This window comes from Acinetobacter sp. SFB (assembly GCF_001647545.1).
In the GTDB taxonomy this organism is placed as follows: Bacteria; Pseudomonadota; Gammaproteobacteria; order Pseudomonadales; family Moraxellaceae; genus Acinetobacter.
The window spans coordinates 146197-172991 of the sequence record NZ_LSZH01000017.1 but is presented as its reverse complement, the minus strand read 5'-3'; the positions used below and the strand labels follow the sequence as shown (position 1 = coordinate 172991).

The following is a 26795-nucleotide window of genomic DNA, read 5'->3' as shown; positions in this document are numbered from 1 at the left end:
TCAGCGCTTCGCGCTTCGTTCGTTTCAACATATCTCGTTGGTATGCGGCGTATTCTATACAGTTTCAGCATCCGCGCAACCCTTTATTTCACGTATTCTTCATGAGTGTTTATTTTTTCAGCTAATTTGTTAAAAAAAGCATATTTTCGCCTATTTATTAATCGTATTTATGAAAAACTATACTTAACTGGAATTTTCAAATTTATTTTTATTATAGCTTTAACCTCTAATCCTATTGTATTTACCCCAATCACTCCCATAAATAATCTCTATTTCAATAGTACTAAGTGGAATAATTTATCTCAAAGCCACCTTACCAAAAATGAGAAAACAAAAAATTCATCAACTTTTTAAGAGCTGAAAATGTATTAACCACAATAAATTTACATATTAAAAAACCACCATTAAGGTAGCTTTATTAAATCTTTAGTTTTAATGGGCTATTTGCCCAAGGCCATATATAACAAGTAAAAGCATTGTTAAAAAATGAAGTGAAAAAAATTCTATTGTACTCACAACCTTCCCCCTACTTTAATTGTTCTTTTTTTTATATAAATAAGAATAATCAAATATCTAACTGACCAGAAAATAAATTATTTCTTTGTCCACTCAAAGGAAAACTCAGCATTTTGGGCGACCCCAATTTCACACCCTAGAAATTTCATATCCACAATACCTGTATCCATTGGAGTCGTTGTAATAAAATTACTAGATTCCTGAAGTAATGTTTTATAGGTATCGGGACTTATTAATAGATAATTGGGTACTTTATAGTTCTGATCTATGTAATCGAAAAATTCTTGTTTTACTTGTTCTGATAATTTCATTTTACACCTCCACAAATATCCTAGAATATGAAGGAGAAAAGGATCCGGTGGATAATTTTTCAGAGCAACCTTATCTGCCTCATTATTATATACTCAGAATACCGGCATATTTTTCAAACTCAACGGCTGATTTGTTCGTTCAAGTTAAGTTATAAAACTGACTTATACTTCATCAAAAGTCACACATGGATATCCATTTAGCCCGTGGTAGCATTAGCAATAGAAATTTATCAGCAATTTTAAATATCTAAACTGTTATCCAAGAAGGAATGTCAGAAAGAACTTTAGTTGATCATTATAGATTGCGAATATTGATCCATTAATACTTTAAAGACTACCCCAGTTCGAGGATGAACAAATGTCTCGTCATGGCTTAAATCAATTACTTTGTCTGTAAGCGCAATTTTAGGCAAAGGTATCCATGTTTCGTCGTTACTTGCATCACTTAGAACTCTTTCATAAATCTGCTCTACAGTAATTTCTGTACCACAACTACTTTTAGCACTGATTTCTTTTAATTTATGAAGTTTAGGCATTTTTATATCCCTTTGATAATTTCCTAAACAGTATAAAAATATGTTTAGTAAAAAATGTAAATTTTATAAATAGATATGTATTGATTTCTTTAGATTTCGCAATTTATTTTATGTTTTTAGGCCATGTAAAACTAAGTGCTTCTGATCTAATTAATTGCTTTCAGGAAAGCAAAAATATTTTCTCTAGACAAAAAAATCCAGGCTTGGAAAAAACTTGGATATGAACCTAATAACATCTAGAGCGGTGCAGAAACCACAGCTAGTTTCAATGGGCTAGACTAGACGTTAATCCACACGGGTGAAAAAAATAATACCAATTAAATCATATTATTATACAAATAAAATCAATAACTTAAATGAAAAAAATTCCGATCAATGATCGGATCTCCAATAATTTTTTACACACTCCTAAACAGCAGTTAAAGTATAAAAATTAATTCCCATAAAAATTACCAATAAAATAAATAAATAAAATACATATCAACGATATCAAAGCTTTAATAAGATTCCACCTATAAAGGGTTAACGCTTGTAATAGTATAAACCTGCTACACAATACACTAATAATCAGGATACTAATGGCGCGATCATAGTTCGTTAGTCAAGGTGGATATTTACCTTTTTATTTCAACACTATAAAACTAATTCATAATAAAAAGCCCACTTAATCGGGGGAATTAAGCGAGCTAATATTGGGTTGAGCATTTTTTACTTTTTTTGGGGTAACTAAAATATACCACTTAGTCATTGATAACAAAGTATAAAAAAATATAGAGAAACTGTTTCTAGCCGTTTACATTGAGTTGTTTTTTCTTTTCAAGCTGGGGTTGTTTTATAAGCATAAAAAAATTAAATAAAGCAACCTTATTCGTTATTTCATTCACTTACTCCAAGATTAGATAAAGACGATTCTGCTTCCCTTATCAATAACTTGATTCGCTCTGATTTTTTTCTCTTAAAATCTGCATAGACATGCACACATAGTAAAGAGAGAGAGATTAAAAATATTCCACTTAATACAATAACTCTTTTCCTTTCCATGCCTTAACCAGTTTCCTATAGTTTTTATAAGTTCTAGTTTTACCTTCATTCCATAGAAAATGGCAATGGCATAAAGTTCATAATTTTATTATTAAATTTTCAAAACCTTAAAAATCCCGCCTATCTTGAGTAATCCCATAGAAAGAAATTATAGGCATTAAAAAATCACCTCAGCGGTGGTTTCATATATTAAAATTTCTTGAGGCAGACTTAACTCTACAAACTGCAATATATTCAAAACCTCGCCAACTGATTTAAGTATGATAATTTGTTTGCTTTTGTAACAGAGATTAAGTAATGTGTAACACACATGAATATGATAAGTGAATAAATGCGAATATATAACTCTACAACTATTACGTTAACATTTTTAATTTTTGGGATGATGATTTTTTCCCACCTACAAAGAAACTTTATAACTATTCACATTTAATCTGACATACAAATCTATAGAAGCGATGGCCACCTTTGGGTGGTTTTTTAACACTTGAAAATTGTCATAATTTTTTACTTATTTCATTCATCTGTTGTTGATACCAACTCTGGGTACATTATATAAACAAAGAACAATAAAGCAGGGAGCAATAGTAATGAGTGCAATAGAAATAGTTGTAACATCATCCTCAGCTCTAGTGCTTATGCTGGTTATTTATGCCCTAGGTCAAACCTTTAATTGATATTATTTAATAGTAAAAACTTCCTTCAGGAAGTTTTTTAATGGGAAATAGGAAAGGCAAAACCTGTGTTTCCTATCCACTCCCATGGTGAAATTGTACTTTGTTTTAAATTACTAGTTACATAAATGATGATTGTTGACTATTGAATAACGTTATGGAATGTTTGAGCATAATATCCTCTGAGTTAGATAACTGAAGGATCGCCATGAAAGATGAAGAAAAGCCTTTAAATTTCGAAGATGATGAGGAGCCTCTAGATCTTGAAGACGAAGAATTTATCGACGATAAGAAAGAGGACGAGATGTACAACACTATTACTAAAGATGGTTCAAGTGTTGATCCTGCAGATGATGGGACGCATCATATTCGTCCAGAGGACGGGAATCCTATTGAAGTTGAAGAGTAAAAATAGGCCCAATTCAATATTGGGCTTTTTATTGCCTATTAAAAATAGAAGTACAATAGTCTGCCTCTAAAAAATAATCAAAAAGGAGCATCAAATAAGGCTTTATCCTTTGTCTATACGATTTCCATTATGCGACTGAAATTGATTAAATTGTTTATGAGGAATGAATCAAAGTGTGTCTTGATTGCTTAAAAGAAAGGACGATTGATGAGGTATGTTCTTGCTGGGGAGATGATTAGGTTGTCACCTTTAGATAAGTCGTTATCCAATAACTCGTTAGCTTTCTTAGGTGCAACTTCATCTGAAATCTCAATATAGCCATAAAGCTCGAAACCTGGTCATTTACTATTAGTTTTTTATATCTGAATAATCCAGCCTCATTAATGTAAAAATAAAGCACATGTTCTTAAACTCTAAAATATTAATATTTCATAGCTTAGTGAGTAATACCGGCTACAAGAATATTTATCCTTTCCTTTCTGAACCAGTGAGCTAACTAATCACTAATTCTTTTAAGATAAACTTATGCATTCTCGTTAAAATACCTAAGTTTCTTCACCACAGGACAGCATTATGTTTATTCATGCCGACTTTTCACAGCCCGTCATCATCAAGCCAGAGGATTACCATTGGGTGAAATCTCCAGGAGGCGAAGTCGATAGAATGATGCTTGATCGTATTGGTGATGAGAAAGCACGTGCAACGAGTCTTGTACAATATGCGCCAGAATCTGCCTTCCCTGAACATCAACATCCTTTGGGTGAAGAAGTCCTCATATTGTCGGGCATTTTTACCGAGAATGCTGAAGATGATTATCCGGCAGGCTGGTATTTGCGTAACCCCCATCATTCAACTCATCGGGTTTCCAGTAAAGCAGGTTGTTTAATCTTTGTGAAACTGAGGCAAATGACTGAACATGAGATAGAGTCCACCCGAATTAATACCAATGATCCAGCGAATTGGAAGCTTACCGAACATCGGATGATATGCCCATTATTTCAATCGGAACATGAGCAGACCTATTTAGAAAAGCTAAAATCTGATCAAATTTTCGTAGAGAAATCAGAACTCGGGATTGAGTTTTTCATTATCAAAGGTCAATTATTTTGTGGCACTGAAATATATCCATCAGGTTCGTGGGTTCGTCTTCCTATCAATAGTACTGCTAAATTTAAGGCAAGTTCATCAGGTGCAACGCTTTATGTCAAAACTGGTCATCTGCAACATGCCATAGATGTATGGGTGAAATGAACAATAATGTGTCTTCAAAATGAGGCTGTCTCGTGTCTAGAATACTGGGGGCAGTCCACTTACCACTTTATACAATCAATGCAAAGTATAATGGTGTGTTATTACATTTCTGACGTTTATTTTTTCATGTCTTATCGACCAAGATAAATTCAGTGATAAGGTAGTGTTTGAAATTATTGATGATTTAAAAAATACATTAGATCAACATCGCCCTCCCTCTCCATCAATTGTCAAAAATCTATAAGAAGATCTTATTCTACGATGGCCCTATCATTCCAATGCTATTGAATGGGATACACTTACTTTTTTAGAAACGAAAGTCGTGTTAGAAGGTATAACTGTTGGTGGGAAGGCATTAAAAGATCACTTCGAGGCAATTAACCATAGAAATGCCATTTATTACATTGAAGACATTAGTAAAAAGGAAGAACCTTTTTCTAAGTGGCAAATTCGCAATATCCATCGGCTCATTTTGAAAAATATTGATGATGATAATGCTCGCCGCTATCGTCAAAAAATGTCCTCATTTCAAGTGTAACTAACATGCAGATTAAACTTTACTGACCGCCCAATTCTTAGACTAGTATAGACGGAAGCAGATCTGATACGCTCCATTGAAAAAACTGTAAAAGTAAATGCAAACTAGGCATGTATCCTTTTATTGAGAGTAATAGCCGCACCTCTAGCCTGCTCATGAATTTAGAGTGAATGAGTTGTCATCCCCCTTTGAAATTCCTTTTGTGAACCGTCTTGCCGACTAGGAAGCTTTTTAGTTATAGAGATGGATTTTACAAAGGCTGCGTCATTACACCCCTTGGTTGCTAATGCTGTATTGGAAGTGTTTAAGCCTTATCAGTTTGTCTTAGGGATTTAGTCTTTAGTTTTTAATTATATCAATAAAAACTAGATACTAACTTTCATATATCCACTGAGCATTCGGCCATTTTTTCTCATTAATAGATCGCTCAACACACCCCATAATTTCACCTGAAATGATCCGAATGTGCTTGGGAATATTTCTTGTAGAGTGCATTGCTAAAGTAATCACACGAGAAAATGCGGGATCCACAATTGGAGTAACCTTAATTAATCCTGCCTTAAACTCATTTATGACAGAAACTAAAGGTAAAATTGTATAACCAAAGTTCTGAATCACTAGCTGTTTTTGTATATTCAAATCGTTAGTTTCAGCATAGATATTTAAGTGAGATTCATTTTGCTTATAAGCCTGCTCAATCAAGGAACGTAATCGGTGAGGATGAAAAGGTAAAATTAATGGAAATTGCTCTATTTTTTTAAGTTCAAGAACTTCATTTTGCTGAAGTGTGGACTGAGCTGATCCTATTAAAAATAGTGGCTCTTTTACCAACGGAGTCAAATCAATTAACTTCGAAGGTGTAGCGTCATACATTAAAGCTAAATCAATATCTCCAGCCTCTAACCATTCTTTTAAATGCCCAGAATATCCCACTGATATTTTTACTTGTACTTCAGGATACTTTTCCTTGATTAAATTCATAATCAAAGTTGAAAGTAATTCACTAATACTCGACAAGACACCAATATGAACTTTCCCCCGAATCATCCCCTTATTTGCAGTCAACTCCAATTTGGCACTTTCAATGTCCTCCAAAATCCTTCTTGCATAAGGCTCAAGAACTTTCCCCTCATCCGTCAGCGCCATACCATGACGAGAACGGTTAAATAGCTTTACTCCTAATTCGTCTTCAAGCATTTGAATTTGTCGAGTTACTGCTGGCTGTACAATATTTAGCATTGCAGCTGCTTTAGTGAGGTTCTCAATCTCTAAAATAGTAATAAATGTACGTAATTGTTTAATATCCATTTTGATAATTTTCTAGCATGTCTTCCATCAAAATATACTATTTCAGTTTTAAATCCATAACAATATATGATCAATAATAAGAGCAGATCAAAATAAGGATATTCAAGTGAAAAGTACTTTTAATAACTACCCGGAAATTCGTGAAGCTGTACGTGCATTATGTGCCCAATTCCCAGATGAATATCATCGTAAAATTGACGAAAACAAAGCTTATCCTGAAGAATTTGTTAATGCGTTAACCCAGGCTGGCTGGCTCGCAGCCATGATTCCAGAAGAGTTCGGTGGATCAGGTTTAGGGTTAGCAGAAGCATCTGTCGTTATGGAAGAAATTAATCGTAGCGGCGGGAATTCAGGTGCCTGTCATGGTCAAATGTATAACATGAGTACGCTGTTACGTAATGGTTCTCAAGCACAAAAAGAATTTTATTTACCTAAAATTTCTTCTGGTGAATGGCGTCTACAATCTATGGCCGTTACTGAACCGACAACCGGGACAGACACCACAAAAATTCGTACGACTGCGGTCAAAAAAGGCGATCGTTATGTGATTAATGGTCAAAAAGTTTGGATATCTCGTGTACAGCATAGTGACTGGATGATCCTTCTTGCTCGTACAACGCCTTTAGCTGAAGTGAAAAAGAAATCTGAAGGGATGTCTATTTTCATGGTCGATATTAAAGAGGCGATGAAATCTGGCATGGCCGTTCAACCTATTCCTAACATGGTGAATCATGAAACCAACGAACTATTTTTTGAAAATTTAGAAATTCCTGAAGAAAACTTAATTGGCGAAGAAGGTAAAGGCTTTAAATACATTCTCGATGGTCTTAATGCCGAACGTACTCTGATTGCTGCAGAATGTATTGGTGATGGTTATTGGTTTATGGATCGCGCCACAAAGTATGTCAAAGAGCGTGAAGTATTTGGTCGCCCAATTGGTCAAAACCAGGGAGTCCAGTTTCCTCTTGCTGAAGCCTTCATTGAGATTGAAGCTGCGAATTTGATGCGTTTCCGTGCTTGTGAACTTTTCGATAATGGTCAAGCCTGCGGTGCTGAAGCCAATATGGCGAAACTGTTGGCCGCAAAAGCAAGCTGGGAAGCAGCGAATCATTGCCTGCAATTCCATGGTGGTTTTGGTTTTGCCAATGAATATGATATTGAGCGTAAATTCCGTGAAACTCGCCTGTATCAAGTTGCACCAATTTCAACTAATTTAATTCTCAGTTATGTAGCTGAACATTTACTTGATTTACCCCGTTCTTTCTAAGCTTTGAGGAAAAATAAAATGCAGACTCCTCGTTCATTTTTATTTGTTCCTGCTAACCGTCCTGAGCGCTATTTAAAAGCGCTTAATAGCGGTAGTGACGCAGTTATTATTGATCTAGAAGACGCGATTCCAACTGAATACAAACTCGAATCACGCGCGTTACTCAAGCAGTGGTTATTAGACCATCCCACTGAAAAAGTCATGATTCGAGTGAATGCTTTTCAGACTGAATGGTTTGCAGACGATATTCAACTTGCTCAATTTTCAAATGTTATTGCGATTGTTTTACCTAAAGCAGAACAACAACAGGAATTTGAATCCATTCAACATATTCGTAGCATTGATATTTATCCTATTATTGAAACGCCTTATGGCATGGTCCATGTAGAGGAAATTGCACAATTTCCAGCTGTGCGTGCCTTGATGTTTGGCTCTATAGATTTTCAACTTGAAATGGATATGTCTGGCGACTTTTTAGAGTTGATGTACTTCCGTAATAAAATTGCCTTAGCCTCCAAACTTGCCGGGATTGCGAATCCTGTTGATGGGGTGACTGCGGATTTTGGCAACACTGAATTAGTCATGACTGAAACCCTCCAAGCTAAAAAATTAGGCTTCCAAGGAAAATTATGCATTCACCCCAACCAGGTCAAAATCGTCAATCAAACATTTAATTCTAGTCCTAAAGAAATTCAATGGGCACAACAGGTTCTTGATGCGGTGCAAGCTGCTGCTGGCCAAACGATTAGCTTGAATGGAAAAATGATTGATAAACCCATTATTTCAAAAGCTGAGAAAATTCTAAAACAAGTTGGGTAAGTAAAGATAAGGACAAGACTATGCAAAACTTTGCAGAATGGATTGGAAATAAACAAAGTTCAGAAGATCGTTGTGAACAACGATCAGTACAAATGCTCCAGGCGTTATTCAATAAAAAAGATTTACCAGTAAAAGAAATACCTCATCTTTTTCATTGGATGAATTTCCCCCATGTCGTCGACCAGTCTGAAATTGCTACAGATGGCCATCCTAAAAAAGGTGATTTTCTCCCCCCTATCCCTTTTCCAAGACGAATGTGGGCTGGTAGCCGTCTAGAGTTTATAAAACCCATTATAGCGGGACAGGAATTACGTCGAATCTCTGAAATTTCAGATATTCAATTTAAACAGGGAAAGACTACCGATCTTTATTTCGTGACAGTCAATCATGCCATTTATGCCAATGATGAATTGGTCATTAAAGAGCAACAGGATATTGTTTATAAACCGGATACCGATACGAATCAGAAGACGAAAGTATCAAAAACTTCAGCCGTAAACCCTCCACTGGATTATAGTTTTAAACAACAATACACCGTAGATACGACTGCATTATTTCGTTATTCGGCCCTCACATTTAATGGCCACAAAATTCACTATGATCGTCCATACGCAATCCAAGTCGAAGGATATCCTGGTCTAGTGGTACATGGACCACTTTTGGCTACCCTTTTGCTGCAAACACTACAAGATAGATATCCAAAAAAGGTTATTAAAAAATTTGAATTTCGCGCCCTAAAACCTGTATTCGATTTTAATGAGTTTTATATCTGTGGCGATATACAAGAGCAAAATGCAGAATTATGGATTGAACATATTGATGGGCAGATAGCGATGAAAGCAAAAGTAACATTTCAGGAGTAATGAGATGAAACCACTTGAAGGTATTACTGTCGTTGCTTTGGAACATGCAATTTCGGCACCATTTTGCACACGTCAGTTAGCTGATCTAGGTGCACGTGTCATCAAGATTGAACGGCCTGAAGGTGGGGATTTTGCACGTTATTATGATGAACGGGTCAAAGGAATGTCTTCTCATTTTGTTTGGACAAATCGCTCTAAAGAAAGCTTAGCACTGGATTTAAAATCTCCCGAGGCCCAACCCGTATTAAAAAGCCTGTTAAGTAAAGCTGACATTCTTATCCAAAATTTAGCACCGGGTGCGGCATCTCGTTTAGGCCTTTCTTTCCAGCAACTTCATTCATCTTTTCCCCAACTAATTGTCTGTGATATTTCAGGCTATGGTGATGACCCAGAACATCCAGGTCCATATCGTGATAAAAAGGCCTATGACTTACTGATTCAAAGTGAGTCTGGCTTTTTATCAATTACTGGAACAGAGCAGGAAAATGTCAAAGCAGGATGTTCTATTGCTGATATCTCAGCAGGCATGTATGCCTATAGCAATATATTGGCAGCATTACTGGAGCGACAGAAAACGGGATTGGGCAAACGTATTGACATCTCTATGCTGGAATGTATGACTGAGTGGATGGGCTTCCCTCTTTATTACGCTTCAGATGATCAACCTGAACCTCAAAAATCGGGTGCTTCTCATGCCACTATTTTCCCATATGGCCCCTTTGCTACAGGTGATAATAAACAAGTATTATTTGCTGTACAAAATGATGGTGAATGGACATCCTTTTGTGAAATAGTCTTAGTAAAGCCTGATTTATCACAATCCGAAGAGTTTAAAACCAACTCCGACCGAATAAAAAACCGAGATTTATTAACGGGCACTATACTTCAAGTATTCTCTCACTATACTCAAAATGAAATCATTTTAAGGCTTGAACAGGCAAAAATTGCCAATGCGAATGTCAATACATTAGCCGATGTCTGGAATCATCCACAATTAAAAGCAAGACAACGTTGGGCTGAGGTTGACACACCAGTGGGCAAAATTCCAACACTAAAACCTGTTGGATCAAGTCACTCTGATGATTTTCAGCTCACGAAAGTCCCTGCACTGGGTGAACATACTGAAAAAATTCTCCAAGAGTTAGGTTTTGAAGCTAAAAGTAAAAATTAATTACAATTCCAAAATCTTTCTTTTCACATAACTATTGTCTAATAGTCTCTCAAGTTTAAAAAAATAGATGATGGCCAATAAAGCTTAAATTATTTATACATTATCAGGATATATAAATAATTTACCAAGCGGTTTGCTGATCAACCCATGAGAGCCAAAATAAATGACGATGTTTTTTAAATTCAATCGAGTGAGCCTGTGAACTTCGATCTAAATGATTTTCGGTTAATTTTAAATATAGCAGAAACCAAAAATTTGACACGAGCTGCAGAAAAATCGTTCTTATCTACTCCCGCTGCTAGTAATCGAATTAAAAACTTAGAACATGTCTTAGGATTAAAAATTTTAGACCGCTCTTCTCAAGGCGTTGAACTGACTGAAATTGGGATGATTTATTTAAAATATGCCAAATCGATTTATCATGAAATTGAATGTCTTAAAGGCGAACTGGCTCAGTTTAACGATCTGATCCCAGGGAAATTATCTATTGCTGCCAACACAACGGCCATCACTGAATACATCCCAACAGCCCTCTCAGAGTATCTAACGACTCATCCTCATGTGGATGTAAACCTTAAAGAAATGCTTAGTGAAGATATCGTCAATCTTGTCGCAGATAAACGTGCCGATCTTGGAATTATTTCTGGGAATATTGATACGAAGAATTTGCAGACAATACCTTTAATTTCTTCTCAACTGATTTTAATTGCTCCTAAAAATCATCCAATTTTAGACCATAGAACAGTAACATTATTAGATGTAATTCAATATTCAGTTGTCACTTTGCATGAAGGCAGTGCAATTCAAATTTTTTTACATAAGTTATCTCGGCAATTAGATAAAAAAATAAATATTCGAGTACAAGTTTCTAGCTATGACTCTATTTGTCAAATGGTTGCAGCAGGTACCGGGATCGCCATTATTCCTTTAGTTGCTTTTCGCCGCTTACAACATATTCACCCGAATATTGAATATAGAGAAATCAAAGAAGAATGGGCGCATCGAGGCTTTAAAATATGCGCTATTAACTTTAATGAAATCAGTCAATTCACTGAAGATTTTATTGAATGTTTAAAGTCACATATTCATTAATAATCAAGTCATTTGCACTCGCTATAGCGTTAGCATCAGGTTAACGCCACTTTCAAATTTCAAAATTGTGCAGAACATCAAGCTATGTAACTTTACTACCAGAGAACATGAAAAGAACGAATGTTACAGGATAGTAAAATGATCAATAAAATTTTCAACTCGGCAAAGGATATTGTCAAAGACATTCAAGATGGCTCGATCATTGCAGTTGGTGGTTTTGGTGGTTCAGGCATGCCCAATGAACTTATCGATGCACTCATTGAACAAGGGGCGAAAGATTTAACTATTGTGAGCAATAATGCTGGAAATGGTGATCAAGGTCTTGCAGCATTACTCAAAGCCAAACGTGTCAAAAAATTAATTTGCTCATTCCCCCGCCAAAAAGATGCCTATGTTTTTGAAGAATTGTATCGCAATAATGAAATTGAACTTGAAGTTGTACCTCAAGGTACGCTTGCAGAACGTTTAAGAGCTGCTGGTTGTGGGATTGGTGGTTTTTATACACGTACAGCTTATGGCACCTTACTTTCAGAAAATAAAGAAACCAAAGAAATAGATGGTAAAGGCTACGTCTTTGAGAAAGCTTTAGCCGTAGATTACTGCCTGATTTATGCCAAAACCGGTGATCGTTGGGGCAATCTCATTTACAACAAAACTGCACGTAATTTTGCTCCTGTCATGGCGATGGCTGCAAAAACCACTTTAGTCGCCGTAGATCAAATCTGTGAACTTGGTGATTTAGATCCGGAAATTATTATTACTCCTGGAATTTTTGTCGATCGCGTAACACTAAAAAATGGTCTGGGAGTGTAATGGCTATGGATATCCAACAAAAAAATAATCTTGCTCAGCGTGTGGCTCACGATATTCCTGAAGGTTCATATGTCAATTTAGGCATCGGTTTACCGACACTGGTTGCGAACTATTTCGCTGATAAAGAAGTAATTCTACAAAGTGAAAATGGGGTATTGGGTCAATGGACTCAAGCAGAAGTTGGTGAAGAAAACTGGGATTTGATCAATGCAGGAAAAGAAGCCATTGATTTAAAAAAAGGGGGCGCCTTTTTTCATCATGCAGATTCTTTTGGAATGATGCGCGGTGGACATTTGGATTACTGCATTCTGGGTGCATTCCAAATTTCAGCCAAGGGTGATCTGGCCAACTGGCATACAGGACATCCAGATGCCATTCCTGCTGTAGGCGGTGCAATGGATCTTGCCTCAGGTGCACAAAATGTTTACGTCATGATGGAACATTTAACCAAGCAAGGTCATAGCAAAATTTTAGAGAAGTGCAGTTATCCATTAACGGGGCTGGCTTGTGTGAATCGTGTGTATACAGAGATTGCGACCTTTGACTTTGACAATGGACAAGTCTTTGTCATAGATATTGTGGCCCCTCATACCGCTGAGTATGTTCAACGTATTACCGATATACCACTCGATTTTTCAAGAATGAAATAAATCATAAATCTATTTTACAAAGGAGATGTAAATGGGAATGTTGAATTGGTACAAGGAATCGGATTCCAATCAGAAAAAGACATTTTGGGCTTGTTATGCAGGTTGGGCACTTGACTCGTATGACATGCAAATTTTTAGTTTTTTATTACCCGTCATTATGGCGACTTGGGCACTTAGTCAAACTCAGGTTGGCCTGATTGGTACGGTTGCCCTTATTGTTACCGCCATTGGCGGATGGATCGCAGGTATTTTGGCTGACCGTTATGGTCGTGTAAAAATCCTCATGTTTACTATTTTATGGTTTACATTTTTTGGCATATTGGCAGGCTTTGCACAGAATTATGAACAGCTTTTGGTGGCTAGAACGCTACAAGGCCTCGGTTTTGGTGGGGAATGGGCTGTTGGCGCGGCACTCATGGCCGAAGCTGTTTCTGCAAAACATAAAAATAAAGCTGTCGGCTTTGTCCAGTCAGGAATGGCTTTAGGTTGGGCAGGTTCGGTGATTGTAGCCACAATACTGATTACCATGCTGCCACCGGAATGGTCTTGGCGTGTGGTTTTTTGGACCGGTGTCATTCCTGCTTTAATTGTAATTTACATTCGTCGTAATGTGAAAGAGTCGGCCGAATTCGTAAATGATGTGGCTAAAAATAAACAAAATATTGAGAAAGCATCTTTTAGTTCTATTTTCAAAAAAGAATATTTACGTTCAACCATTTTTGCAAGTTTCCTCGTTATAGGTTTACAAGCAGCATGCTATGCCATTTTAATTTGGATTCCGACCCTGATGAATGAGCGTGGACTGAGTCCAAGTTCTAAAATTGTCACGATTTTAATTATGGCTGCAGGAGCATTTGCAGGCTTTATGTTCACAGCTTATCTGGCTGATAAATGGGGTCGCAAACAAACTCTGATTGGTATGTCTATTTTGAGCTGGATTGTGACCGTGGTGTATATGTTGATTGCAATGAATCAATACATCACCTTAGCACTGGGTTTCTTTGTTGGTTTCTCTGCAATCGGGATGTTTGCAGCACTCGGACCATTTTTAACAGACTTATTCCCTACTCATATTCGTACCACAGGTATGGGCTTTTCCTACAATGTCGGAAAATCATTTGGTGCTCTCTCCGTGGTGGGGGTAGGTTCACTAGCTGAATCATTAGGTCTTGCTACCTCAATCGGTTTGTTTTGCTTAACCGCCTATGCCTTAGCCACCATTTCAATCTTGTTAATTAAAGTTCATAAAGAAGAGCTTACGCCTCCCCCTTCTCTTTATAAAAAACAGGAAGCTTGATGATGATTCGTATCCTTTACTTACTCAGCAAACCAGAAAACATGAGCAAAGAGCAGTTTGATGCCGAATGTTTACGCCACTTTGAAATGTCAGAAGGTATGCCCGGTTTACATAAATATGAAGTGCGTTTAATTGCTTCAGAACCGATAGATCTGCATGTTCCCTTCTTTGATGTGCCGGGTGTTGATGCTATTGGCGAATGCTGGTTTGAAAATGAACAACAAATGCAAACCTATATGGATTCTGAGATTCGTAAAAAATGGTTTGAACACGGCAAGACTTTCATTGGCAAGTTGAAGCCATTTATCACCAAAGACGTTATATAAAATTTTTAATTCAAATATTAAGGACAATCAAAATGCTTTTTTGTGTAGAAATGACCGTCAAGATTCCCATAGATAGCGATCCTACAAAAATGGATGCCATTAAACGTGCTGAAAAAGAGCGTGCTATTGAACTGCAGAATGCAGGTAAATGGCCACATTTATGGCGTGTTACAGGCAAATATTCCAACATCAGTATTTTTGATGTGGAAAGCAATAATGAATTACATGATTTGTTGATGAGCCTGCCTTTATTTCCCTATATGGATATCAAGGTAACCGCACTTTCCCAACATCCTTCATCAATTCATTAAAAGTACATCATTTAAGATCAAGGACGATCATCATGGAAAAGATATACGATATTTCTCAGCTCGATTTATCCAACTATGTTCGACATGGTGATCGTGTGGTATGGGGACAGGCTCAAGCTGAGCCCCTCCCGCTTACTCAAAATTTAATTCAAAATCGTAAAAAAATTGGGAAATTTCAAATCTTTTTAGGCATTAGCCAGTTTCCTACTTGTCTGCCTGAACACGCTGAACATATTGAATATCTCAGCTATTGTGGTGCAGGATATAATCGGGCACTTGCGCAACATCAGGTTTTAGATATTTTGCCTGTGCATTATTCACAACTTCCCCGTCTAATCGAAAACCAACAGCTTAAATTAGATGTGGTGTTGATTCAGGTTTCAGCAGCAAATGCTCAAGGACAATACAGCTATAGTTTGGCACAAGATTATTTAAAATCTGCCCTTCGACATGCTCGAATTGTGATTGCGGAAGTCAATCAGCAAGCACCGTGGGTCTATTCGGATCACTATTTAACTGAAGCTGATTTTGATGTAATGCTGTATACCGACCGAAAAATTGAAGCACAAAATAGTGCTGCGTATTCAGCAACCACTCAGAAAATTGCTCGAAATGTGGCCTCATGTATCCCAGATCATTCAACCTTACAACTTGGCATCGGCTCTATTCCCGAAGCTATTATGCAGGCTTTAGATCAGCATCGGCATTTAGGTATCCATTCCGGCATCATCGGGGATGGTGTGGCCGAATTGATGCAAAAAGGGGTGATTACTAATCAGAAAAAAAATATTAATTGCGGAAAAACCATCACAGGTTTAATTGTTGGCTCGTCTAAACTCCATCAATTTGTTCATCAAAATTCAGACATTGAACTGCGTTCAACTGAATATACCCATCATGCTGCGACGCTTGCTGCCATTCAACAGTTTATTGCGATCAACTCGGCAATTGAAGTTGATTTAACAGGCCAGGTAAACGCTGAGATTGCCAATAAAACCTATGTGGGCGCTGTAGGTGGAGCTTTAGACTTTATTCGTGCCGCCAATCAGTCTCATGGTGGAGTTTCAATTATTGCCCTGCCGGCTTCTGGAAAAAGTTTTAGTCGCATCGTTTCTCATTTGCAGGGCCCTGTCTCTACTCCTCGCAGTGATGCCGGGCTGATTGTGACCGAATATGGCATTGCCGATTTACGTGGTTTAAGCCTGCCGCAGCGTGTTGAAAAAATGATATCCATTGCAGCCCCTCATTTTCAGGCAGAACTTGAGCAGCAAGCCATCGATCTAAAATTAGTTTAAAAGGAATTGAAATGAAAGATGCTTATATCGTCAGTCCGTTACGTACACCGATTGGTAAATTCGGTGGCGCACTTGCCTCTTTAACTGCGGTCGACCTCGCTGTCAAAGTGATTCAATCCATCGTAGAGAAAACTGGTTTAGATACCCACACCTTAGATGAAGTCATTATTGCCCAGTCGTATTCATCCAGTGAGGCACCCTGTATTGGACGCTATGCGGCTTTAGCTGCAGGACTTCCAGTTGAAGTTCCCGGCTATACATTAGATCGTCGTTGTGGTTCGGGCTTGCAAGCATTAATCAATGCAGCCATGACCATCCAATCTGGAAATGCTGAAGCGATTATGGTGGTGGGTGTGGAAAGCATGAGTAATATTGAATATTACTCCACCAATATGCGCTGGGGAAGTCGTGCAGGGAATGTGACTTTCTTTGACCGACTGGAACGTGGTCGTGAAAGATCTCAGCCAGTTGAACGTTTTGGGATAATTTCAGGTATGCCTGAAACTGCTGACAATCTGGCCCGAGACTATAATATTGGTCGTGAAGAATGTGATGCTTTTGCGCTACAAAGTCATCAAAAAGCACAGCAAGCCTGGGATACGGGTAAATTTAAAGATGAAGTAATTCCTCTTGAAGTGAAATCTAAAAAAGAAAGCAGAACCATCAATTTTGATGAAGGTATTCGTGCAAATAGTACTCTTGAAAGTCTAGCCAAACTGAAAAGCTTATTGCCAAATGGTGTTACCACCGCAGGAAACTCAAGTCAGCAAAATGATGCTGCTGCGGGCTGCCTGATTGTAAGTCGTGAGTATTTAGAAAAAAATCATTTGCAACCGATAGCCAAAATCACCGGCTGGAGCGCTGCAGGTTGTGATCCAAGTCGAATGGGTATTGGCCCTGTTCCGGCGGTGAATAAGCTACTTAAAAAACTAGATATGTCCATTGAAGACATCGATCTGATTGAAATTAATGAAGCTTTTGCAGCACAAGCTTTAGCAGTGATCAAAGGTTTAAATATTTCCGATACGTCTCATATCAATGTGAACGGTTCAGGAATTTCTTTGGGTCATCCGATTGGTGCAACAGGACTACGCATCATGACGTCTTTAGTACATGAGATGAAACGTCGTAATGCACGTTACGGTTTAGAAACAATGTGTATTGGTAGTGGACAAGGTTTAGCTGCCTTATTTGAACGTGTTTAAGAAAGATTTAATAATATTTGTTAAGGAGTGACTCATGATTGAATCAAGAATGATTGGTGAAGTAAAAGTAACCCGTATCCATGAATATGCTGGTCCGAGCCATGATCCAAAATTTTTATTTCCAACTGCGGATCAAAGCCTATTAGAAGAGCATAAAGATATGCTGGCACCGCATCATTGGATTCCACAAATGAATCGTCTCATTGTCAGTATTCAATTTTGGGTGGTTCATGCCGGCAATAATATTATTGTGATTGATACCGGTGTTGGTAATTTCAAACAACGTCCAGAAATTCCCCGTATGCATATGCTGAATAATTTGATTACCGAATGGATGACTGCTGCGGGTGCTGCGCCAGAAAAAGTAACCCATGTGGTGATTACCCATTTACATTCTGACCATGTTGGCTGGAATACGATTTGGAAAGATAACCGTTGGACGCCAACCTTCCCGAATGCCAAGTATTATTTACCTAAAGAAGATTTTGATTTCTGCCATCAGGGTAAAAATAAAGAACCTGGCGTGATTGATGTTTTTGGTGACTCCTTCTTTGACAGCGTGATGCCAGTATTTAACGAAGGTTTGGTTGAATTTATTCAGCCTCATACTGAAATTGCCGATTGTTTAGTAGTTGAACCTGCACCTGGTCACAGCCCAGGACAAGTCACTTTCCGGGTCAGCTCTCAAGGAGAAGAAGCGATTTTTTGTGGTGACGTATTCCATAGCCCGCTACAAATTGTTCGCCCTGAAATCAATTCAGGCTATTGCATTTGGCCTGATATCGCGAGAAAAACTCGACTGGAATGTTTAGAGCGCGCCGTGAGCCGAGAAGCTTTACTCTTACCTGTTCACTTTGGTGACCCGTATTGCGGTTATATTCGCAAACAAGATAATGGATTTATCTTTGAACCTTCAGATACTTGGGATCGCGTTTAGGCTCCCATTTCCTCTATTGGATCATCATTTGTAATACCTAAAAGGATTTTTAAAAAATGAAAAAACCAGTAAATAAAAATTTACTGGTTATGGGGACGCTTTGCCTATCCATAACCACTATCCACACAGCCCATGCTGATTTTATTGATGACACAAAATTTAATGTGCTCGCAAAAAACTATTATTTCAATCGTGACTTTCGCCAAGGCGAATACAACTCTGCGGGACAGAATGCCCAATTACCTGTATCTGAGCGCAAAGGTTATCGCGAAGAATGGGCTCAGGGCTTTATTGCCAATATGGAAACAGGCTGGACAGATACGCCTGTGCAGTTCGGGTTAAACGGTTATGCTCTGATTGCTTTAAAACTCGATAGTGATGGATATCGAACCGGGACAAATAATTTAGAAGTCGACTCGAAAGGCAAACCGAAATCAGCAACGGCGGAATTCGGCGGTGCTCTACGGGCAAAATATAAGAAAACTGAAGCATTGATCGGGAATCAATTTCCGAATAATCCGATTATTGGGACTAACTATTCCCGCCTCCTTCCCTCTATGTCGACGGGTTTATCGATAAAGGATAATAGTTTTGAGCATCTTAATTTAGATTTTGGTTATTTCACCCAAATGAGTCCTGTTGATTCAACTGACCGTCTCAACTATTTTAATACTGATTATAACAATGGAATTCAGGCTGATTCTGTCAACTATTTAGGCGGAACATATAAACTTAATAATATTGAAACATCAATCTATGTGTCTAAATTAGAAAATGTCTGGATGCAATATTATTTAGGGGCAAAATATAAACATCAAATTGATGCCCAATCAGGTTTCAATTTACAAACCAATAACTACATTAACCGAGATAGCGGTGATGCCACAGGCGGAAATATCAGTACTGCCCTGGTTTCCTTAACAGGAAGCTATAAATTATCCAATCATAATTTCAGTTTAGCGTACCAACAAGTTTTAGGTGATGAACCTTTTGACTGGATCGGGTTTAGAAATAATGGCGGGATTGCCACTATTCCCAATAGTGTGCAGTTTGCAACATTTACGGAAGCCAAAGAAAAATCAGCTCAAGTGAAATATGAAATTGACTTCTCATCTTATGGAATCGAAGGTCTGTCTTTTATGACGCGGTATTTATATGGCTGGGATATGGACAATACCGGTAGTGACAACAAGCTGTATACCAAACGTCATATTTACGACCAAGATATTGAGAATAAGCATTGGGAAAGAGATATCGAGTTACGCTACAAAGTTAAGCAGGGCTTTGCAAAAGATCTCGATGTTCGTCTTCGTCAAGCCACTCATAGAACAACCAAAGGCTATAGATATGGAAATATTGATGAATTCCGCTTAATTCTTGAATATCCATTTTCATTCTAATAAAACTTCATATACGAGGAAATTAAAATGCCTTATGTTTTAGAAACTTGGGACAAAATAGATCATCAATCCCTTAGAAAAAAATTAAGACAAGAACATTTAGATTATTTAAATCAAAATCTTGAATTACTTTTAGCCTGTGGTGCAAAGTTAGATGACAAGGGCCAAGACTTAGGTGGTGGAATTTATATCATTGATGTAGCTTCTAGAGAGGCTGCTCAAAAATTTATTGAACAAGATCCTTTTTACATTGGAGGTTTATTTCAAAAAGTTAAAATAGACCGTTGGAGAAAGGCTTATTTAGACGGTAAATTTTGTCTGTGAATAGAGGCATATAATCAGGGTAGGCCCTAAGCCTGCCCTCATTCGCTCTGCATTAATACTGACTTTTAAAATTATAATTACTGTAATTTATATCATTAAATTTAAAAAAGTTGCCATAAAAACAACCGTACAAATAAATTTTTAAGTGAGATTTACTTAAGCCATAAAGATATGTTTGGAATTATTGACAATTCAAGAAGAAGTTAGCTCAGCATCGCACGCTATCTCTTTGAATTGTAAAAGACTTACAAAAAGCCCTTATTGTACCGATGGCCCTATCATTCCAATGCCATTAAAGGTCATGCACTTACGCTATTAGAAACTACAGTGGTTCTCGAAGGTACTATTCTTGGTGAATTGTTATAACAGCCAAGTAAACAATCCATCTTATTGAACGTACAGTCAAAGTACCTGCTAATTTTATTGATCTTTAGCCAGTCATCGAGGGGAACGGACGTACATTACGCTTATTAATAAATATTGAATTATTAAAAGCTAACTATCCCCTTAGTTTGATTACGATTGAAAATCGCTTGGCTTACTACGAAGCATTTAATCAATGACTGGCTTATGATAAACCCCAGCCTTTCATTCAACTGATCGTTGACTTCATATTAGAAGAGTTTAAGTCATATCCCGTCATCTTGGAGAATGTGCCTTTAAAAACCACTCATCACAGTCAATCTGTGCCTAATTGAAATCTACTTTTTACTTATATTAATAGCTTGCTTTTTTAAACGATAATCCAAAGCCGCTCGGCTGATCCCTAATACACGGGCTGCTTCAGAAACATTATTCTTTGTTTTTTGCATTGCGATAAAAATCAGTTTCCTCTCATGATCTTCTAGACAAAAGCCCTCTTGTATCACTGTATCTAAGTCCACTTTTTCAGACCTTGGTTCAATATCTTGCTTAATTTGCGGAAACAAATGATTGAGTTTAATTTCCTGCTGATGATCCGTCAGTAAGGTCGCCCGCTCTAATAAGTTTTCAAGCTCTCGAATATTACCTGGCCATTCATAAGTCATGACAAAATTTGTAGCTTTGTCACTTAAACCTTTTAACGTCTTTCCATACATATTTTCAAAACGCGATAAGAAGTGTGTAATCAATAACGGAATATCATCACGGCGCTCACGTAGCGGCGGAATAATTACAGGAAAAATATTCAGGCGATAATATAAATCAGCACGGAATCTTCCTTCTTTCACTGCCTGTTCCAAATCCTCATTGGTGGCTGCAACCAAACGGACATCCGCTTTTCTGGTTTGATGATCCCCCACTCTTTCATATTCTCCTTCTTGTAGCATTCGCAGCAAGGTTGCTTGCGCACGTGGCGAAAGCTCAATCACTTCATCTAAGAAAATAGTCCCTTGATCGGCACGTTCAAACTTTCCACTTCGAGTTTGCGTTGCACCTGTAAATGCCCCTTTTTCGACACCAAAAAGTTCGGCTTCAATTAGGTCTGGCGGAATACAGGCGCAGTTTACAGCAACAAAGGGTTGCCCTTTACGAGAACTACCTTCATGAATCCCTCTGGCAAAAGCTTCCTTACCCACCCCTGTTTCACCTTGCAGTAATACAGCGACCTTACTGCCCGCTGCCTTTTTCAACAGGTCACAAACTTTACGATAAGCCACGGATTCACCGATAGAATTAAACATGGTGTAGTCGGCTTCTACATCGGTATAGATATTTTTCTTTAACTCATTCAACTCTGCTTGCAAGGCAATTAATTCATCTGAAACAGGATCAGGTGACATAAATTGAATAAGTTCATCGGCATTTTCCCATTCTTTTAAAGGCTTGCCGATAATACGACAGCAATCATCACCTTTTGCTACACAATGGGTTTCCTGATAAATAATGGTTTGTCCCATAACAAAGCTGGTATAACCGCAAGCATAGCCCAATAGCATCCAACAAACTGATTCTTCCGAAGCCCCGAACTCACTTAAATGAACTTCCGCTTCAAAAGAATTACGCCAATTAAAATCTGCATAAAATTGATGCTCATCATGACTTAATTGAAGCTCATTCACTTCAACTTGCACCATACCGCGTATACCATGCATTTGTGGCCCAGCCATAAAGGCTTCCGCCTCATTTAAATTCGGGCGTAATTTAGAGGTAACTTCTGCATCCCTTACTCCGGCCTGATACCCCAGACGAATAAAAAAACGCTTGGTCCGTTCCCAGCCCAGCATGTTATACAAATCTTTTCTTAAAAAGCCCATGATACTGGTATGAATGAGCAGCATCCGGTTTTCTTCAAACCAAATTTTTCCATGCTGACTGTCAAACTGAATTTTATCCAATAAATCTTGAATATCTTTATTCTTTTCCAAAATTTGAGTATAAAACTTGGCATCTTTGGCTTGAGGCATGACTGAATATCCATCCTTGGCTATAGGTCGATTCCCTATCTTACTCAATTCCGACTAAAAAGCTTTACTACCTTATTATTATAACTTTATACCCTTAAAGTATTTCTAAATTAAAACTATAAAATCATATAGATATAAATCAGTTTAATTTATAGGACTAATTTAAGTAGTACAAAGATTTTCAGGTGTCCGACCTCACCATTCATGATTTGATGAAATCAGACATTTATATATTCATCATTTCATGAGTTTTTATCGCTTAAACAAACTAAAAAATGGATAAAAAAACATAAGCAATTGATTAAAAATGATTAATAAAAGTTGGCACGAGTTTTGATATATCTCTATCAATATATGCAAGGTTGCATCACTGAAATGAGTTCAGTGCAGAAAGACAAGGATAATCCTCATGACTCAAGCCATACAGCAAGAACAACTCACCAAATACATTCGTGTTACGGGTGACCGCCAGGCCAAGTTTGTTGAATTTGACTTCGCCATCCATGATCCAACACTTTTTGTCGAACTGATTCTACCTCAGCAAGCCTTTCAGCATTTCTGTGAAATTAATCATGTTATTGAAATGACCGAAGCACAGCAGGCTTGGAATGATGCACAAGAAGATAAATGGCGTTATGGCATTGAACCTACAGTTCTAAGCCAAGTACGTAAAAATTTAGATCAAGAAGATCAATCTTAAGCCCATAAGGAAATCGTGATGACTTTAGAAATTAAAACATCCAACCTCGAACCTATTCGTCAAACTTATGCCTATATTGAACGCCGTTTTGGCAATAAGCCTGCGACTCGGTATCAGGAAGTAAGTTTTGATATACAAGGTGCAGCTAACTTTCATTACCGTCCTTTGTGGAAAGCTGACAAAACTTTAAATGATCAAACGCATACAGCGTTGCAAATGCAAGACTGGTATGCATTTAAAGATCCACGTCAATTTTACTATGGCACTTATGTACAACATCGTGCACGTCTGCAAGATTCTGCCGAAAGCAATTATTCATTTTTTGAAAAACGCCATTTGGTTGAAAATCTAAGCGCTGAAGTTGAGCAAAAAATAATCACTTTCTTATTGCCTTTCCGTTATGTGGAGCAAACCGCCAACCTGCACATGATGTCAGGCAGTGCTTATGGCTATGGTACGGTCATTACCCAAGCCTGTATTTTTGCAGCAATGGATCGTCTGGGTATGGCGCAATACCTCTCCCGTATTGGTCTACTCATTGATGGCAATACCGGTGAATCCTTACAGCAAGCCAAAGAGTCATGGATGAATGATGAATGTTGGCAACCACTGCGCAAGCTGTGTGAACAGAGCTTGACTGAACAAGATTGGTTCAAACTTTATGTCCTGCAAAACTTGCTCATAGACAGCTTAATGCAGGAACTGGTTTATGGCGAACTGGATCAATGGCTGGTTGAACACGGTGCACGTGATGTAGCAATGCTGACCGAATTCATGAAGGACTGTTTAAGCGATTTACGCAAATGGTCAGACCCTGTTTTAAAAATTGCCGCCACTGAATCTGAAGAAAATAAAGCCTTAATTCAAGGCTGGATAAATACGCTTTTACCTCAAGTGACAGCAGCCTTTAGGGCATGGGCCCATACCGCACTTGGGCATGCATCTGTCGACAATGGCCTAGCCTTAATTGCAGAACGCAGTAAAAAAGCCGGTTTAACCCTTGAACTAGAATCAGTTGCATAAGGAAGCGCAGAGATGAGCTCTAAAGTTTATTTGGCATTACAAGATAATGATACCTCACGCTACATCATTGAAGCGATTGAGCAAGATAACCCCGAAGCCACGATTCAATATCTTCCTGCCATGATTCGTGTGGAAAGTCTGGGGAAATTAGTGGTTCGCGCTGAAACTGTGTCCGAAAAACTGGGCCAGGATTGGGACATTCAAGAACTACAGCTCAACATGATCACCTTAGGTGGCAACGTTGAAGAAGATGACGATAGCTTCACTTTGCATTGGAATTAATTCCGCACGGAAGAAATAAAGACAAGAAGCCGACTGCTTCAACAGATTGAAAAGGATCATCAAGATGAATAGCCAAACAAAAAGTGCGACTAAAACTGCAACCAAAAAACTTAATTCAAAAGACCGTTACCGCATGCTGACACGTGATCTGGATTGGGATTTTTCCTATGCAGACCGTAAAGAAGCATTTCCGTATGAAGAGTTTGAAGGCATTAAAATTACAGACTGGTCAAAATGGGAAGACCCTTTCCGCTTAACCATGGATACTTACTGGAAATATCAGGCAGAAAAAGAGAAAAAGCTGTATGCCATTTTTGATGCTTTCTCTCAAAATAATGGTCAGATGAATGTCAGTAATGAACGCTACTTAAATGCAATAAAACTGTTTTTAACAGCCGTTACGCCACTGGAATATCAGGCATACCAAGGTTATGCGCATGTAGGCCGCCAATTTAGCGGCATCGGTGCACGTATTGCCTCGCAAATGCAATCGATTGATGAACTGCGTCATGTACAAACGCAAATTCATGCTATGAGCCATTACAACAAATTCTTTGATGGCTTCCAGGATTGGGCACACATGCATGACCGTGTTTGGTACTTGTCTGTCCCAAAATCATTCTTTGAAGATGCACGTTCAGCAGGGCCATTTGAATTCTTACTGGCGATTAGTTTCTCCTTTGAGTATGTACTTACCAACTTACTGTTCGTCCCATTCATGTCTGGTGCGGCATATAACGGAGATATGGCAACCGTGACCTTTGGTTTTAGTGCTCAGTCGGATGAAGCACGCCACATGACTTTAGGTTTGGAAATCGTAAAATTCTTACTGGAACAGCATGAAGATAACGTTCCGATTGTTCAGGAATGGATTGATAAATGGTTCTGGCGCGGTACTCGCCTGCTCTCGATTGTCGGCATGATGATGGACTACATGCTGCCAAATAAAGTGATGTCATGGAAAGAAGCATGGGAAACCTACTTCGAAGAAGCTGGCGGTGCTTTATTTAAAGACTTGAGTCGTTACGGTATTCGCATGCCGAAGTATTCAGACGTGATTGTTAAGGAAAAAGAGCATATTTCCCATCAGGCATGGTGGATTTTCTATAATTTTGGTCATGCTGCAGGTTTCCATACCTGGATTCCAACCGATGAAGAAATGGATTGGTTATCTGAGAAATATCCAGACACCTTTGACAAATATTACCGCCCTAAATGGGAGTTGGCGCGTAAATTGGAAGCTGAAGGTAAACGCTTCTATAGCAATGGCTTGCCGCAACTGTGCCAAATCTGCCAGATTCCAATGACCTTTACCGAAATGGATGGCGACCCAACCATGTTCAGCTACCGTGACAGTATTTATAAAGGTGAGCGTTATCACACTTGTTCAGATGGCTGTTACGACATTTTTGAACGTGAACCTGAAAAATATATTCAAGCTTGGTTGCCGGTCAATCAAATTTTACAAGGCAACTGTGGCGGTCCCGATTTAGAAAGTATTTTACGTGACTATTACAACTTTAACGTCGGTGCAGACAATCTTGATATTGAAGGCTCTCCAGACCAAGAACGTTGGAGAAAATGGAAAGGTCACGTCGCCTAAGCAAAAAAGGATCAGAAGCCATTTCATGGATAAAAATTGAGATGGCTTCACACTCAAGGAATTCAGGAGTTTTCTCATGCCAGTACAAGCCATACAACCAGATTATGAATTTGATGCGCGTGACGCACAAAAAAATTACGGCGACAACATGCTGCTCTATGTCGGCTGGGATCAGCACACTTTATTTTGTGCAGCCCATGCTTTTGTGGTTTCACCACAGCAAAGTTTACAAGACTTGATTGATCAGCAAATTCAGACTGGTTTTAATCAGCATCCTGACTTTGAGCATATTGATTGGTCAGAAGTACAATTCACCTTAAATCGTCAATTACTAACAGATGTGGATTTTTCCAAGACATTGGCCGATTTAGATTTTGATCATAAATCTCTACTGCGCTTTGTTACGCCCGGCTTAAATGGCTACAACGGCACACATGTATAAGGAA

At 38.1% G+C, this 26795-nt stretch carries 26 protein-coding genes and 2 pseudogenes; 24 read left to right on the top strand and 4 right to left on the bottom strand.

The annotated features are described in order from the left end of the window. Positions 1–593 precede the first annotated feature (593 nt). Positions 594–827, bottom strand: coding sequence for a hypothetical protein (locus tag AY606_RS14990; protein ID WP_067870362.1), 234 nt, complete (start codon positions 825–827; stop codon positions 594–596). A 284-nt stretch (positions 828–1111) separates the two neighbouring features. Next, positions 1112–1363, bottom strand: a complete 252-nt coding sequence (locus tag AY606_RS14985; RefSeq protein WP_067870360.1) for a hypothetical protein — start codon at positions 1361–1363, stop codon at positions 1112–1114. A 1923-nt stretch (positions 1364–3286) separates the two neighbouring features. Between AY606_RS14985 and AY606_RS14980 the strand changes: the two genes are divergently transcribed. The 3 genes and pseudogenes from AY606_RS14980 (at position 3287) to AY606_RS16950 (ending at position 5612) form a co-directional block, all read left to right on the top strand. Continuing rightward, positions 3287–3487 (top strand): hypothetical protein, encoded by a 201-nt coding sequence (locus AY606_RS14980; RefSeq protein WP_067870358.1) that lies wholly within the window; start codon positions 3287–3289, stop codon positions 3485–3487. A 573-nt stretch (positions 3488–4060) separates the two neighbouring features. After that, positions 4061–4738 carry a cupin domain-containing protein gene (locus AY606_RS14975; RefSeq protein WP_067870356.1) on the top strand — a complete coding sequence of 226 codons (678 nt, stop codon included), beginning with the start codon at positions 4061–4063 and terminating at the stop codon, positions 4736–4738. A gap of 163 nt (positions 4739–4901) precedes the next feature. Continuing rightward, positions 4902–5612 (top strand): annotated as a pseudogene (locus AY606_RS16950) (Fic family protein). Positions 5613–5648: 36 nt separating this feature from the next. On the opposite strand, the gene AY606_RS14965 reads toward AY606_RS16950, so the two are convergent. Beyond that, complete coding sequence (locus AY606_RS14965; RefSeq protein WP_067870355.1) at positions 5649–6584, bottom strand: LysR family transcriptional regulator; 936 nt, start codon at positions 6582–6584, stop codon at positions 5649–5651. Between the two features lie 106 nt (positions 6585–6690). Between AY606_RS14965 and AY606_RS14960 the strand changes: the two genes are divergently transcribed. From AY606_RS14960 to AY606_RS16725, 16 genes and pseudogenes are all read left to right on the top strand, one after another. Beyond that, on the top strand, positions 6691–7851 hold the full coding sequence (locus tag AY606_RS14960) for an acyl-CoA dehydrogenase family protein (protein ID WP_067870353.1): 1161 nt from the start codon (positions 6691–6693) through the stop codon (positions 7849–7851). Positions 7852–7869: 18 nt separating this feature from the next. After that, entirely contained in the window at positions 7870–8670 is an 801-nt protein-coding gene (locus tag AY606_RS14955) for an HpcH/HpaI aldolase/citrate lyase family protein (RefSeq protein ID WP_067870351.1), read from the top strand. A 20-nt stretch (positions 8671–8690) separates the two neighbouring features. Continuing rightward, complete coding sequence (locus AY606_RS14950; protein ID WP_067870349.1) at positions 8691–9533, top strand: HTD2 family dehydratase; 843 nt, start codon at positions 8691–8693, stop codon at positions 9531–9533. 4 nt (positions 9534–9537) lie between these two features. Then, positions 9538–10704 (top strand): CaiB/BaiF CoA transferase family protein, encoded by a 1167-nt coding sequence (locus AY606_RS14945; protein ID WP_067870347.1) that lies wholly within the window; start codon positions 9538–9540, stop codon positions 10702–10704. A gap of 198 nt (positions 10705–10902) precedes the next feature. Then, entirely contained in the window at positions 10903–11796 is an 894-nt protein-coding gene (locus AY606_RS14940) for a LysR family transcriptional regulator (RefSeq protein WP_067870345.1), read from the top strand. A gap of 138 nt (positions 11797–11934) precedes the next feature. Continuing rightward, on the top strand, positions 11935–12609 hold the full coding sequence (locus AY606_RS14935; protein WP_067870343.1) for a 3-oxoacid CoA-transferase subunit A: 675 nt from the start codon (positions 11935–11937) through the stop codon (positions 12607–12609). Then, on the top strand, positions 12609–13259 hold the full coding sequence (locus AY606_RS14930; RefSeq protein ID WP_249409269.1) for a 3-oxoacid CoA-transferase subunit B: 651 nt from the start codon (positions 12609–12611) through the stop codon (positions 13257–13259). Before AY606_RS14935 ends, AY606_RS14930 begins: the two co-directional genes overlap by 1 nt. A gap of 31 nt (positions 13260–13290) precedes the next feature. Further along, on the top strand, positions 13291–14556 hold the full coding sequence (locus AY606_RS14925; RefSeq protein WP_067870341.1) for an MFS transporter: 1266 nt from the start codon (positions 13291–13293) through the stop codon (positions 14554–14556). Next, positions 14556–14882 carry a 4-carboxymethyl-4-methylbutenolide mutase MmlI gene (gene mmlI, locus AY606_RS14920; RefSeq protein ID WP_249409268.1) on the top strand — a complete coding sequence of 109 codons (327 nt, stop codon included), beginning with the start codon at positions 14556–14558 and terminating at the stop codon, positions 14880–14882. The genes AY606_RS14925 and mmlI overlap by 1 nt, the downstream gene beginning before the upstream one ends. A 32-nt stretch (positions 14883–14914) precedes the next feature. After that, a complete protein-coding gene (catC, locus tag AY606_RS14915; protein WP_067870339.1) occupies positions 14915–15193 on the top strand; it encodes a muconolactone Delta-isomerase in 279 nt (92 codons plus the stop codon). A gap of 32 nt (positions 15194–15225) precedes the next feature. Beyond that, a complete protein-coding gene (locus AY606_RS14910; protein ID WP_067870337.1) occupies positions 15226–16488 on the top strand; it encodes an acetyl-CoA hydrolase/transferase family protein in 1263 nt (420 codons plus the stop codon). Positions 16489–16499: 11 nt separating this feature from the next. Continuing rightward, entirely contained in the window at positions 16500–17693 is a 1194-nt protein-coding gene (locus tag AY606_RS14905; RefSeq protein WP_067870335.1) for an acetyl-CoA C-acetyltransferase, read from the top strand. A gap of 34 nt (positions 17694–17727) precedes the next feature. Beyond that, complete coding sequence (locus AY606_RS14900; RefSeq protein WP_067870333.1) at positions 17728–18630, top strand: MBL fold metallo-hydrolase; 903 nt, start codon at positions 17728–17730, stop codon at positions 18628–18630. A 56-nt stretch (positions 18631–18686) separates the two neighbouring features. Further along, entirely contained in the window at positions 18687–20030 is a 1344-nt protein-coding gene (locus AY606_RS14895; RefSeq protein ID WP_067870331.1) for an OprD family outer membrane porin, read from the top strand. A gap of 27 nt (positions 20031–20057) precedes the next feature. Beyond that, positions 20058–20354: a YciI family protein gene (locus AY606_RS14890; protein ID WP_067870329.1), complete on the top strand. Its 297-nt coding sequence runs from the start codon at positions 20058–20060 to the stop codon at positions 20352–20354. A gap of 171 nt (positions 20355–20525) precedes the next feature. Further along, a pseudogene (locus AY606_RS16725) lies at positions 20526–21052 on the top strand (hypothetical protein). Between the two features lie 3 nt (positions 21053–21055). On the opposite strand, the gene mobR reads toward AY606_RS16725, so the two are convergent. Next, entirely contained in the window at positions 21056–22741 is a 1686-nt protein-coding gene (gene mobR / locus AY606_RS14885; RefSeq protein WP_067870328.1) for a phenol degradation transcriptional regulator MobR, read from the bottom strand. 409 nt (positions 22742–23150) lie between these two features. Here mobR and AY606_RS14880 point away from each other — a divergent pair, with 409 nt between their 5' ends. From AY606_RS14880 to AY606_RS14860, 5 genes are all read left to right on the top strand, one after another. Continuing rightward, a complete protein-coding gene (locus AY606_RS14880) occupies positions 23151–23441 on the top strand; it encodes a phenol hydroxylase subunit (protein ID WP_067870326.1) in 291 nt (96 codons plus the stop codon). Positions 23442–23459: 18 nt separating this feature from the next. Further along, on the top strand, positions 23460–24464 hold the full coding sequence (locus tag AY606_RS14875) for an aromatic/alkene monooxygenase hydroxylase subunit beta (RefSeq protein WP_067870324.1): 1005 nt from the start codon (positions 23460–23462) through the stop codon (positions 24462–24464). A 12-nt stretch (positions 24465–24476) separates the two neighbouring features. Further along, on the top strand, positions 24477–24746 hold the full coding sequence (locus tag AY606_RS14870; protein ID WP_067870322.1) for an MmoB/DmpM family protein: 270 nt from the start codon (positions 24477–24479) through the stop codon (positions 24744–24746). A 64-nt stretch (positions 24747–24810) separates the two neighbouring features. Beyond that, on the top strand, positions 24811–26349 hold the full coding sequence (locus tag AY606_RS14865) for an aromatic/alkene/methane monooxygenase hydroxylase/oxygenase subunit alpha (protein ID WP_067870320.1): 1539 nt from the start codon (positions 24811–24813) through the stop codon (positions 26347–26349). A gap of 76 nt (positions 26350–26425) precedes the next feature. Continuing rightward, positions 26426–26791 (top strand): phenol hydroxylase subunit P4, encoded by a 366-nt coding sequence (locus AY606_RS14860; protein WP_067870318.1) that lies wholly within the window; start codon positions 26426–26428, stop codon positions 26789–26791. Positions 26792–26795: the final 4 nt, after the last annotated feature.